11 protein-coding genes and 1 pseudogene are annotated in these 12,776 nt (G+C 39.9%); 7 read left to right on the top strand and 5 right to left on the bottom strand.

The window, feature by feature from the left end; genetic code table 11:
- A partial coding sequence (locus tag HP401_RS12145) for a hypothetical protein (RefSeq protein WP_173605176.1) occupies positions 1-396 on the bottom strand: 396 nt, incomplete at its 3' end.
- Between the two features lie 1,080 nt (positions 397-1,476).
- Between HP401_RS12145 and HP401_RS12140 the strand changes: the two genes are divergently transcribed.
- From HP401_RS12140 to HP401_RS35605, 4 genes and pseudogenes are all read left to right on the top strand, one after another.
- Positions 1,477-1,899, top strand: a complete 423-nt coding sequence (locus HP401_RS12140) for a PLAT/LH2 domain-containing protein (RefSeq protein ID WP_173605175.1) — start codon at positions 1,477-1,479, stop codon at positions 1,897-1,899.
- Between the two features lie 472 nt (positions 1,900-2,371).
- Complete coding sequence (locus HP401_RS12135) at positions 2,372-2,686, top strand: hypothetical protein (RefSeq protein WP_173605174.1); 315 nt, start codon at positions 2,372-2,374, stop codon at positions 2,684-2,686.
- A 15-nt stretch (positions 2,687-2,701) separates the two neighbouring features.
- Positions 2,702-2,788 (top strand): annotated as a pseudogene (locus tag HP401_RS35705) (hypothetical protein); the annotation flags it as partial.
- A 21-nt stretch (positions 2,789-2,809) separates the two neighbouring features.
- Positions 2,810-3,430, top strand: a complete 621-nt coding sequence (locus HP401_RS35605; RefSeq protein WP_309145123.1) for an RCC1 domain-containing protein — start codon at positions 2,810-2,812, stop codon at positions 3,428-3,430.
- A 152-nt stretch (positions 3,431-3,582) separates the two neighbouring features.
- On the opposite strand, the gene HP401_RS12120 is transcribed toward HP401_RS35605, so the two are convergent.
- Positions 3,583-4,425, bottom strand: a complete 843-nt coding sequence (locus tag HP401_RS12120) for a discoidin domain-containing protein (RefSeq protein ID WP_173605172.1) — start codon at positions 4,423-4,425, stop codon at positions 3,583-3,585.
- A 677-nt stretch (positions 4,426-5,102) separates the two neighbouring features.
- Between HP401_RS12120 and HP401_RS12115 the strand changes: the two genes are divergently transcribed.
- Positions 5,103-5,708, top strand: a complete 606-nt coding sequence (locus tag HP401_RS12115; RefSeq protein WP_173605171.1) for a hypothetical protein — start codon at positions 5,103-5,105, stop codon at positions 5,706-5,708.
- Positions 5,709-5,953: 245 nt separating this feature from the next.
- Here the strand turns inward: HP401_RS12115 and HP401_RS12110 are convergent, their stop codons facing one another.
- Positions 5,954-6,799 carry a discoidin domain-containing protein gene (locus tag HP401_RS12110; RefSeq protein ID WP_173605170.1) on the bottom strand — a complete coding sequence of 282 codons (846 nt, stop codon included), beginning with the start codon at positions 6,797-6,799 and terminating at the stop codon, positions 5,954-5,956.
- 189 nt (positions 6,800-6,988) lie between these two features.
- On the bottom strand, positions 6,989-7,954 hold the full coding sequence (locus HP401_RS29875; RefSeq protein ID WP_254457055.1) for a hypothetical protein: 966 nt from the start codon (positions 7,952-7,954) through the stop codon (positions 6,989-6,991).
- Between the two features lie 357 nt (positions 7,955-8,311).
- On the opposite strand from HP401_RS29875, the gene HP401_RS12100 reads away from it, so the two are divergent.
- Positions 8,312-10,048: an FG-GAP-like repeat-containing protein gene (locus HP401_RS12100; RefSeq protein ID WP_254457054.1), complete on the top strand. Its 1,737-nt coding sequence runs from the start codon at positions 8,312-8,314 to the stop codon at positions 10,046-10,048.
- A gap of 64 nt (positions 10,049-10,112) precedes the next feature.
- On the opposite strand, the gene HP401_RS12095 is transcribed toward HP401_RS12100, so the two are convergent.
- Positions 10,113-11,930 carry an APC family permease gene (locus HP401_RS12095; protein WP_173605168.1) on the bottom strand — a complete coding sequence of 606 codons (1,818 nt, stop codon included), beginning with the start codon at positions 11,928-11,930 and terminating at the stop codon, positions 10,113-10,115.
- Positions 11,931-12,107: 177 nt separating this feature from the next.
- Here HP401_RS12095 and HP401_RS12090 point away from each other — a divergent pair, with 177 nt between their 5' ends.
- The gene (locus HP401_RS12090; protein ID WP_173605167.1) at positions 12,108-12,701 is read left to right on the top strand and encodes a YdeI/OmpD-associated family protein; all 594 of its coding nucleotides are present in this window, start codon (positions 12,108-12,110) and stop codon (positions 12,699-12,701) included.
- The last annotated feature ends 75 nt before the right edge of the window (positions 12,702-12,776 follow it).

The following is a 12,776-nucleotide window of genomic DNA, read 5'->3' as shown; positions in this document are numbered from 1 at the left end:
GTTATAACGGATGTAATACTCGCCAGCAGGTAGTGGTTTACTACTTGTGAAGCTAAAAGAGCCATTTCCTTCGATGTTTGAAGAGCCATAGGAGGTTGTAGTACCATCCGGGAGGTCTGTAACAATTGCATAGTACATGTAAGCTGTTTCCGTACCATGGTTCTGTGTCACATTAACTGTAACATAGCCAGATGTAGTTACATTGAAGGTTGAAGACTTCTTAGTCGGATCATTTGATCCAAGGTTTGAGTAATCTGCTACTTGTTTGGTTGAAGCAGGTGCAACCGTATTAGAAGTTTGTTGAGAACTTGCGGCTTCTGCTCCTGTTGGAATAACAAAAGATGCAGTGAGTAATGCGAGCAAAGCTGCTTGAGCAAACTTTTTCAAATCTATCATCTCCTAGTTTTTGGATTCAATTAAACGTTACATAAATATATAAAATTTTACAATATTTTCTATTGCGAAATACCAAATAGTTAAAGCATAAATAAACTGACCCAACTATTTGGCTCTCCAGCAAAGATAAACAAAAGCGAAACAAACAATTGTTCTAATCAAAGCCATGTCTGTAATTTCAGATGATAAGTGGATTTCAGGCACAGCAATACCTCTTCCTCAACCATATCCTTAATATCGTGCCAGTTATATATTTTCCATTGTTGTCTTTGAAACCTAACACAAAACTTTGATTGATATGATCTTGAATAATGACCTTAAAACTATCCATTGTTTGTGCGGAGGAAAAGTGAGAAGCTATGGAATTTCATAATGATCACCAACAACAGCTATGGTGACGTTCATATCGAAAGCTGGCGTACGGGAGACTTCGGATGGGTGGCGCAGTCGACCAGCTGGCATGATGGAACAGGGCGTTTCCCCTGCAAACAAACAGGCGTTTTTTGGCGTGACAAGAACAATCATTAATGGAGAAGATCACGAGTATTCATCGACTTTATTTTCTCCGTATGGGATCAATAACCAGAACATAGTAGTCATAAAAAGTAAGAGGCACTTTCCTGTTTTCCAGAAGGTGCCTCTTACTTTTATTTGGTATATTCCATCACTTCAAAGGATTGGATCTTGCTGAAAGCTACATAGTCTTTTCGAGAGGAAAATGGCCCCTTGTAAAGTCCTTATTGAACAACATATATATTTCTTTGCCATTATACCAATCTGAGAAGTCCTGTACTTGTACACTAAATATCTTTATAACAAACAAAGCCTCATCATAGTTATTTTCAAGCTATTGAATATGATCGAATATTTAACTTTGTCTCGGTAAAATCAAATTTTATCTTTTCTCCGACAGTTTTGCTTTATTGAGGAAATGGATGACCCAGGAAGAGGAGTCAGGAGGTTTCATTAAAGAATTATGAATTAACATAAAATATATCATAAATGGAAATATTTACAATTAAATATATGTGTGGTATTTTATATATTGTATCAAAATACCAAATGGTGGAGGTTTTACTAATGAAAAAAATAGCTTCCTTATTTGCTACTATCGCTATTCTTGTATCTGTAGCTCCTATTTCTTCATTTGCTGCTCCCCAAAATGCTAGCTCACAAGCTCTGAAAAATTATACTTTGGAAATTAAGACATCTGATGATCAAGATTCAGGCACTGACGCTAATATTAAAGTCACGATAAGAGGATCAAAAGATTCTTTCACAAAAGAGATTAATGGTAGCTTTGAGCGAGGTGATCTTGAAACATTTTATATTTCAGGAAAAGATGTTGGAGCAATTAGATCAGTTACTTTAATTCAAGATGATAGTGGTCATAAATCAGACTGGAAAGTTGAATATATCATCCTGAATAATTTGAAAAAAACCGTGAATTCATGGGTGGGACTAAACGGGAATTCTGGTAGTCTAGACATTCCTTTAAGTTAAAATATTGGTCAAGCCCCTGTTGCTCAGCTATTAGGCTGGACAACACTACTGTAATGAGACAGAGAATTTATCCCAGATTACGATATGAGAAGACTGGATGCACTCAAGAAATAACAACCTGTTCTCGTTAAGAAGTCGAGTTTTTCAGTGTATCGTATTATGGTTACATTAATAAATGTACGGTGATCCATGGAAAGAGCAGAGATTTGCTTGGGATTGATCAGAGAAAGGAGGCGGCGATTATCCGCCTCTTTTTTGTTTTCATGAGCTTACACTTAGTGACACAAGTTTACACTTCCGATGTTTTCAGCGAGCAAAGAAATAATCAGTAAAATAGAGGATGTTTTGCATGAAGCGGCTTTCCTATATCCACTTGGTTTAATCTTGTTGAATTTTTTAGAAAAGTTTAACCGTAAATATAGTTTAAGCCGATATTCATCTTATGAAAAATATTGTTATTTGGAAGTATTTCATGAAGAAATTTATGAAAAAATTTTCTGTTTTAAGTGCAATCACCTTGTTGCTCACAGCTAATTTTTTATCGGCTGGTGCAAATGCGTGTGAAGAGCCCAATGGAAAGTATCAAGTAAGCACCAATCTAAACAATTCATTTTTTGTGAAGCCTGATGGGACACTTTGGGCAACCGGTTATAACACACTGTGGGGACATCTTGGAGATGGTACTGCAGATACTAAAAAGCAGACAACACCTGCTCAAATTCTTGATGATGTAAAATTTGTAGCAGCAGGTAACTCTATTCACTCGTTGGCTGTTAAGAATGACTGAACCGTTTGGGGATGGGGAAGCAACGCAAGCGGACAAATAGGGAGTGCTAGAGAGATTAAAGCCGTGCTGTCACCAACCCAGGTTCCAAATGAAAACAGTTAAGGCTCAAAGTCATATTCACCCATTCACGTAGAGACACTATCAAGCATTTCTGCTATTTCATCAGGAAAGTATCATGCAATGGCTTTGAAAAGTGATGGAACGGTGTGGGCATGGGGAAAGAATAGTACTGGACAAATTGGTGTGAGTAAAGATTTACAAATGACAGGAGTACCTGTGCAGGTTGAAGGAATTTCAAATGTAGTTGCTGTATCTGCTGGACATGAGTTTTCGCTCGCCCTAAAAGAGGACGGAACGGTATGGGGCTGGGGTAAGAATTCGGATTTGTTTGGTGCGTCTGTAGCAGGCAATACGTATACACCTGTTCAACTCGAAGGCTTGGAGAATGTCACTTTTATCGAAGCTGGACAGACGCACAGCTTTGCTAAAAAAAGCGATGCAACCGTATGGCGTTGGGGAGCAAATGGAGTAGGTCAGTTGGGTAATGGAGCGAAGACTTCAACAGCAGTTCCAATCGAAATTGAGAATTTATTTAATTTTGAATCCCTGTCGGCTGGGACGAATGTATCTCTTGGGGTAAAATCTGATGGAACTGTGTGGAGCTGGGGCTTCAACAGTCATGGAGAATTAGGCATTGGAAATACAACCTATAAGACTTCCCCTGTACAGTTGATTCTTAAATAAGGTATAAAAACTCACTATTTAATGATACAGACTCTCCTTTAAAGAAATCTGTGAGGATCAGGATTCTGTTCGTCGACTTGATTCTTTTAGCATATACTAGCTTCATAAAAGTGCGAGGCACCTACCTGTTTCACAGGAGGTGCCTCGCCGTGTTATTTGGTATATGCCATAACTTCAAACAATTGAATCTTACCGAATGCTACGTAATCTTTTCTAGAAGTAAATGGTCCCTTGTTAAAGTCCTTATCGAACATATATGTTTCTTTGCCACGTCCATCTGCACGGCCATTATACCAGTCAATGAAATCTTGTACTTCAGATGCAGATAGCTCAAATTCTTTCTCAAGACCACTGATCATTTTAATAACAAGAAGTGCGTTATCACCAGTCGGCTCTGGTTTTGGATCGGGATTTGGTTCTGGGTTAGGGTCGGGATTTGTGGTTCCTATTTTCTCCATCATTTCTAATTCTTCAATAACTGTAAATGAAGAAAAGCCGTTGTTTGATGTTATATTAATACGATATTGTGTATAGAAGTTCTTGTTGTTAAATGTGTAATCTCTTTTGAAATTTGTTGTCCAGCCTGTCTGGTTAGTTTGTGTATCTAATACGATCCATTCTTGACCATCGAATGCCTCAAACGTCCAATCCTTGGGGCTTTCACCTTTATAAACATCCCTTGATTTTACTGTATACTTAGAAATTTTCTTTGGCTCTGAGAATTCATATTGTAACCAGCCTTTAATTGTACCGCCAGCTGTAGCCCATCCATAAGTATCATCTTTGTCATCAAATGCCCGGTATGCTCTATGATTCCCACTCCATTCAGTGCTTGCACTTGCTAGCCCACTTGGCGCATCATTACTTGTCATCGCAGGAATTAAATCTCCACTGTACTCATCTTCAGCAAAACCGACGCTTTGACCAAAATATAAAATAGAAATGATAAGTCCCAAACTAACAAGAACCTTACTACACGTATTTACAAAAAACATAAAATCCCCCTTGAACTGTTAAAAATGGATAATATCACATAGAAATATATTACATTTCAATGATTTGAGCAAAACAGTTAAAGGTATAAATTCAAATCAAAGGAATGCTCAGGGAAATGTTCATAAGGTGTTCAAGAAATATCTAACACGTCCCAGTTTAAGGAGACGGGCCAATACCAGAGTCAGTTTGGTCAGCTTGATGGAAAAAATTCATTCCCAAAAATCGAGGATGGTTTTTTGTACTGTGTTCTCGTAAATCAAAAAGGAGAACGGACGTGCATAGCTGTTACTGAGGATCATAGTAGTAGACACCCCACTAGGCTTGGTGTCATTGTGCGTTGTTTTTGTTTTTACAGTGAGATCACAGCACGTATCTAAAAATGAATAGTATTTTTTGTTTGATAGGAAGAAAAAGGGAATTATTATGTAATTATGGAATCTAAGAGGAGGTAAGAGAATACCCGGTTTTACTATTCCAACAGCAAGTTATGTCAAGGACATTGATACCTATATCACTGCTTCAGTCTCTGATGAGAATCTACTAGGTGCTGTTACTGAAGCTATAGAAGACTATGAAGGGAAGGCATTTGCAGCAAGGAAAGTTGAGCCTTACTGATCCTACAACATTAGACGGAAATAATTTATCCTGGAAGTACTAGGAGAAAGCAGGTGGAGTTATGAAAAAATTGATCGCTGTTTCTGTTGCTACAATTGCTTTGTTAGTAGGAGGAGCATTTTCTTATAAAGAATTAAACACTACTGAAAAAGATTATCGAGTTGTTACGAATCAGGCCGATTTTATTTTGTTTGAAAATATCGGAGAGGTTGAAAAGTACTCCGGCTATATTGTACAAGCTGAATTTACTGGAAAGAGATCATTAAAAAAATGGAATCTTGGCGAAGGTGATGTAAAAACTGCTTCAGAGTCCGAAGTAAAAATACAGAAGGTTCACAAGGGAAGTCTTAAAGAAGGAGATACAATCTCTGTATATGAGCCTGCTTATTTCGAGGGTGATGTTTTTGATACAGTGGAAGGCTATAATCTCATGAATGAAGAAGGTACCTACGTATTATTCTTGAGAGATACAGGTGATAAAGATGGATATGCAATTATTGGAATGTATCAGGGTAAATATGATATCAGTGCAGGAATGCAGAATACAAAGGCTAAAAAAGCACAACCAACTGATACGTACCGTAGTTTAGAGGAAAGTGAATATTTTGGTGAAAATGTTGAGCAGTTTAATAAATTGAAGAAAGAAGTTTTAGAGAAGTATAATTAGCCATTAGCTAAATTGTTGCCTCCGAACGATTCGGGGGCTTTTTTCGGTTGTTACTATGTGGATAAGCGTACAATTAACTACAGCTATGTTTCATATGGTACGTTGACGTAAAAGAGACTTCGGATAGGTGGTGCGATCGACCAGCTGGCATGATAGAGCTGGGCGTTCCCCCTACACACTAGCAGGTTTCAGCGGCTTCAAAATTTTGAGGCACCATCCAGTTATATAGAAGGTGCCTCATCGTGTTATTTGGTATATTCCATCACTTCAAAGGATTGAATCTTACTGAATGCTACATAATCTTCTCGAGAGGTAAATGGTCCCTTGTTAAAGTCCTTATCGAACATAAATGCTTCTTTACCACGTCCGTCTGCACGGCCATTATACCAGTCAACGAAGTCTTGTACTTCAGATGCAGATAGCTCAAACTCTTTCTCGAGTCCACTGATCATTTTAATAACTAGTAGAGCTTTGTCGCCGGTTGGTTCAGGGTTAGGCTCAGGATTAGGCTCTGGTTCTGGTGATTCACTAATTTTCGCCATCATTTCGATTTCTCCGATTGTGACAAATTTGGAGGAACCGTTGTTCTTTGTTACGTTTATACGATAAGCAAGATACTCAGTGTTGTTATCAAAAGTGAATTCGTTTTTTTGGCCCATTACCCAATTTTTAATGTTTGAACGTGTATCTAAAATTATCCAATCTGTGCCATTCCACCCCTCGAAAGTCCAATCTTTAGGGAGTTCCAATAGGCTATCAATATTTTTAACTCGAGGTTTTATCGTATACTTTTGAATCTTAGTTGGAGCAGAGAACTCATATGAAACCCATCCATAAAGCGTACTTTGAGCACTAGACCAACCATAATCTTCATCTGAATCATTAAAAACATTAAAAGGTTGGTGGTTGATTACGCTCCATATACTACTTGAACGTACTACACCGCTTGGTGAATTATTACTTGTCATCTTAGGAACTAAATCATTGGTATATTGATCTTCTGCATGGCCTATGCTTTGACCAGAAAATAAAATGGCAGTGATTAGACCCATACTTACAAAAAGCTTACTACACGTCTTTACAAAATTCATAAAATCCCCCTTGGGCTGTTAAAAATGGATAATATCACATGGGAATAGATTGCATTTTGATGATTTGAGCAAAATAGTAAAAGGAATTAATTATCAGTTCGGAGGAGAGGGGGTTTGTTACACAAGTGTATTGATTGGATAAATAGTGGAGAGGCACCCTCCTTATTTTTAGGGAAGCGCCTCATCGTGTTATTTGGTATATTCCATGACTTCAAAGGATTGAATCTTGCTGAATGCCACATAGTCTTTGCGTGAAGTAAATGGCCCCTTGTTAAAGTCCTTATCGAACATGTATGTTTCTTTGCCACGTCCGTCTGCACGGCCATTATACCAGTTGATGAAGTCTTGTACTTCGGATGCAGTTAAATCAAATTCTTTCTCAAGTCCACTGATCATTTTAATAACAAGAAGTGCGTTGTCCCCAGTTAATTCTGGATCTGGATCAGTACCCGGATCGGTACCCGGATCAGTGCCTGGATTGGTGCCTGGATTGGTGCCTGGATTAGTACCTGGATCGGTGCCTGGATCGGTGCCTGGATTGGTGCCTGGATTAGTACCTGGATCGGTGCCTGGATCGGTGCCTGGATCAGCGCCAGAATTGTTCTTTTCAAACATCTCCAGTTCAGCAATAATGCTTGCGTTACCTTGGGCAAATACAGATGCCGTAATATTGAGACGGTACTTAATATAGGAGTTAGCGTTACTAAATGAGTATTCTTGCTTTTTAGAGGGGATAGTGTACCAATTTTTTATGTTTGTTCGCTTATCGAGTTGAACCCATTCTGTACCATCCCAGCCATCAAAAGTCCAATTTGCTGGTGCAGTATTCTCATTCCAATAGGTAATGGAATATTTCTCGATTTTTTTGGGAGTTGGAAACTCATATTCTAGTGCACCAGGAAGTACAGTGGCATACCAGGCTGTACCGGGATTATGGTCAAAGGCTTTCCATGGATAAAAAGCATCCCAAAGTTTGGAGGAAGAAAAAGCATGACCTGAAGGTGTAGTTTCCCCAGTCATAACTGGAATCACGTTATCTGTATACTCATTATCTGCTGCTTGTACGAAACTATGACCAGAAAAAATAATGCCTAACAATAATACCAGTGCTAAAACATTTCGAGTACCTTTCCATCTTCTCTTTACAAAATTCATAAAAACCTCCTTGAACTGTTAAATATGGATAATTCCACATAGAAATATATTACAGTTTGTTAAATTGAGCAAAACAGTAAAAGGAATAAATTCAAATCAAAGGAATAATCAGTTAAAAAGTTCAATATATGTTCAAAGAAATAGCAAACCCGTCCCTGTTTTAAGGAGACGGGTTTGCTTGGGATTGACCATACAAGAAGAGCAGATTCACATACACACCTAAACAGCCATATCATAATCAAAGACATTTGCAGCGTATACACCACATGCATTTTTTAACCTGTATTTATGTTTGGAGTGAAGCATTTCAATTAGAGAATGGCTGCCTGTAATCCTGTAAGAAAGGGTGAATCCAATTTGGCCTGCCCATTTTTTCAGCCCTCAGTTGAATATAATACGGGAGGAACATCTCCTTCCAGCATTACATCTGCCGATTTTAACAGAGACGGTCGCATAGATTTGGCTGTAGTGGATATTGGGTCCAATGATGTTTCCATTCTTCTTAACAATGGTTCCGGCGTGTTTTCCGTATTCCAAACGATACCCTTCAATACTTTGTTCCCTGGGTCTTTATTAGGGCAAATTGCAGCAGCAGATTTTAATGGAGATGGGCACATTGATTTGGCTGTAACGGATCAAACTCCCAATGACCGCGTTTTTATCCTTTTGAATAACGGGGATGGCACCTTTGCTGCACCTGTAGCTTATAGTACAGGTGTGTTTCCTGCTGTTTCGCAATCTTTTGCTATTGCTACAGGGGACTTTGATGGTGTAAACGGTGTGGACTTAGCTATAGCAAATGTAGGCCAAATTACAGGAACTAGTTTCATTACTGTCTTGTTGAATAATGGATCAGGTGTATTTACCATGGCGCCAGGAAGTCCTTTTGCCACTACCCCTGGTTTGGCCCCTTTTGATATTGTAGCGGCCGACTTTAATGGAGATGGCAAGCTTGATCTGGCCACTGCCAATCGGGACACCAATGATATAACGATATTTAACGGGAATGGGGACGGTACGTTCCAAACTCCTGGAGTGAGTTTCTCTGTACTTCCAGGGGGAGCATCCCCCCTTAGCCTTGTAGCAGCTGACTTAAATGGTAATGGGTCTATCGATATTGCTGTCGCTAATATTGCTACGAGTAATGTAACCGTCTTTCTAAACAATGGGTTCGGTTCTTTTACAGAAGCAGCAGGAAGTCCCTTTTCCTTGGGCACTGATGCCTTTCCTTTTGATATAACAGCGGCTGACTTTAATTGTGATGGAGTCATTGATTTGGTTACCCCAAATGCAGGGTCTGATAACGTTTCTATTCTCATAAACAACGGGTCAGGGGGGTTCTCGACTCCCTTTCAGTTCCCTACAGGAGCAGGTCCTTTCAGCATTACAGTAGCTGATTTTAATGGAGACGGAAGAGTTGACATCGCTACGGCAAACGAGGATTCGGACAATGTTTCTGTTTTGCTCAATGGCTGCGTGCAGCCACCAACCTGCCCACCTGACATGGTAGTACCTTGCCCTATTGTAAACTATCCAACACCTGTTGCCACCTGCCCTGGAGTCACAGTTACCTGTTCTCCGCCTTCCGGATCGCTTTTTCCAGTGGGAGATACTGTTGTCACCTGTACGGCACAAGATATATTTGGGAATACGGAAGTATGTTCCTTTACCATCACGGTTATTGACGAGCCTCCAACCATTACTTGCCCTGAAGACATCACAGTCAATGTTTTACCAGGGCGAACTTCCGCTACGGTTACCTATGAAGTCACTGCTACTGATACTTGTGGGGTAACCTCAATTACCTGTCATGGGATGTCACGTTCCTTTTCCCCTCCTGCCCCCATTGCAGTTGCAACTTTTACCATGGACTTTCCTGTAGGAATGACGATGCTCACCTGCACAGCTAGGGATCAGTCAGGAAATACTGCCTCTTGCAGCTTTGTGGTTACCGTTACCTTTGGAGTCCCCAACAGTATTCAGCCAGAAATCATTCGCGTAAAAAAAGTGTATGATTGGGTTGTCCTCCAATCTAATTTTAGGCTCATACTGGATTTGAATCATAGTCGTGATGATCAAGGTAATCAAAAATGATGGAACCCGTCTCCTTACAAAGGGACGGGTTTTCTTCGTTGTTTATGCTTTAATGGATCCTGCTTCATTTCTTTAACCGGTATGGAACCGTAGCAATTTTTACATCTTGGCGGGCGAATAAATACGCGCGGATCAATAAACTCGTTTGGTTATGAAGTAAGTTATGCCACCAGCGCTTGGTAATAAACTGTGGAATCATGACAGTAACATGGTCTGTTTCTGCCTTTTTCCATTCAACCGTATCAATAAACTTAAACAAAGGTCTTATAATACTGCGATAATGGGAACGCAGGACAATCAAGCGTATTCCCGGATTCCAGAGCTCCCATTTTTCCTCCATTTTTTTCATGTCTTCATCACTGAACCCGACGTAGACCGCGACAATGTCGTCTGACAAGGATTGCGCATAACTAATGGTGTTTTTCACCACCTGTGAAATCCCTGCCACAGGAATAACGATGACACTCCCTTTGGGTTCGGGCTTTTCTGTTTCCATATCGAGTCGTAGTTCATTTGCCAAATCTCTATAATGCTGATTTATTTTCCTAAAGATGAAAATGACGATAGGAAGGAACACAAAAATCGGCCATACCTGCGTGATTTTTGTAATGAAAAAGATCAGGCAAATGGTAAGGGTCGTTAGCATTCCTAACGTATTAATAATGAAAGGTGTGAACCACCCTCGGGGCTTTTTGGAAATCCAGCGTTTCATCATTCCTGCTTGTGACAAGGTAAACGGTATAAAAACACCGAGCGCATACAAAGGAATTAAGTTTTCCGTTTCTCCTTTAAACGCAATCACTAATAGGGCGGAAAGAACAGCCAAGAAAATAATCCCGTTTGAAAACCCAAGACGATCGCCTCGAACCATGAACATGTTTGGCATAAATCTGTCCTTGGCAAACATAAAGGCGAGTAAAGGAAAGGCTGCAAAAGCAGTATTAGCTGCCAGGAATAAAATAAGCGCTGTAACAGCTTGTATCGAGTAATACATGATTCCTCGTCCAAAAACAGTAGAAGCGATTTGAGATACCACCGTTTCCTTAGGATTCGGTGAAATACCATACAAATAGGCCAACAGGCTAATGCCCATGAACATAACTCCGAGGATAAGTCCCATCATGATAAGAGTTAATGCTGCATTTTTGGGTGCGGGGTCCCTGAAGTTGGGAATGGCATTGGATACGGCTTCTACACCTGTTAATGCGGAACACCCTGAACTAAATGCTCTCAATAGAAGAAATAAGGTTATACCTGGAACAACTGCCCCATATGCTGGGGGATGAGTTTGAACATTCCCCACCAGCCATTGATATCCGCCGCCAATAATTAGGACGAGCATGGCGAAAACAAACAAATAAACAGGATACATTAAAATCGTTGCCGATTCTGTGATTCCCCGTAAATTTAATACCGTCACGATGGCAATCATGAACAGTGCAATCAGAACGCGATGTTCATGTAGGACTGGAAATGCCGAAGTAATAGCGTCTGTAGAAGCAGACGTACTAACAGCGACCGTTAAAATGTAGTCCACGAGCAAAGAGCCGCCTGCAACCAGTCCCGTAGTCGTTCCTAAATTGTCCTTGGCGACAATGTATGCTCCACCGCCTGTTGTATAAGCAAAGATGGTCTGGCGATAAGACAAAATGAGGATGGTTAAAAGACAGACAACCGCAATGGAGATGGGGAGAGAGTACCACATCGCTACTGCTCCCAAAGAAATTAATACGAGAAGAATCTGTTCTGTTCCGTAAGCGACAGAAGACAGAGCATCAGATGAAAGTACCGCCAAAGCCTTTACTTTATTTAACTTTTCTTCGGCAAGCTCACTTGATTTCATAGGTCTACCGAGTAAAAATCGCTTGAATTCTGAGATCATATGTAGTCCCCTTATCTGACATTTCTCGTTAGTTTTCCCTCTACCACCTGAAAATTAGTCAAATGATGAAGGCCATTAAAAGAAGGAACCTGAATAGCTGATGATCGAATAATACAAATACCATAATGTCAAAACTAAAAATTGGCATGACACCAACGAGATGAGGGGTGTTCCTTGATGACGACAAGTAAGACGAATCCTAAGGTTGATGAATTTTTAAGCAAGGCGAAAAAGTGGAAGGCTGAATACGAGAAGCTGAGAAGGATTGTTCTGGACTGTGAGTTGACCGAAGACTTCAAGTGGATGCATCCCTGTTACACGTTTGAGAAAAAAAACATCGTTTTAATACATGGATTTAAAGAATATTGTGCGCTACTGTTTCAAAAAGGTGCTTTGTTAAAAGATCCAAATGGGATTCTCATTCAACAAACGGAGAATGTACAGGCTGCTCGTCAGATCCGGTTCACCAGTGTGGAAGAAATCATGGAAATGGAATCTATTTTGAAGGCCTATATTCAGGAAGCCATTGAAGTTGAAAAAGCCGGTTTGGAAGTGGACTTTAAAAAGCATGAAGAATATGCCATTCCTGAAGAATTTCAAAATAAATTAGATGAAATCCCTGCCTTGAAAACTGCCTTTGAAGCATTGACACCGGGACGGCAAAGAGCCTACCTGCTTCATTTTTCAGCGCCGAAACAAGCCAAAACGCGAGAGTCAAGGGTTGAAAAATGTATGCAGCAAATTCTCGAGGGAAAGGGATTAAATGATTAATGGAAAGAAAAGAGGCGGAAACTACCGCCTCTTTTTCGTGCTTGGCCATAGGGCTCGTTACATTTTTGAAAAAAA

It is taken from the genome of Brevibacillus sp. HB2.2, from assembly GCF_013284275.1.
GTDB classification, from domain to species: Bacteria; Bacillota; Bacilli; order Brevibacillales; family Brevibacillaceae; genus Brevibacillus; species Brevibacillus brevis_D.
Note: the sequence above shows the minus strand (reverse complement) of the source record. Positions and strands in the feature narration are given on the sequence as shown.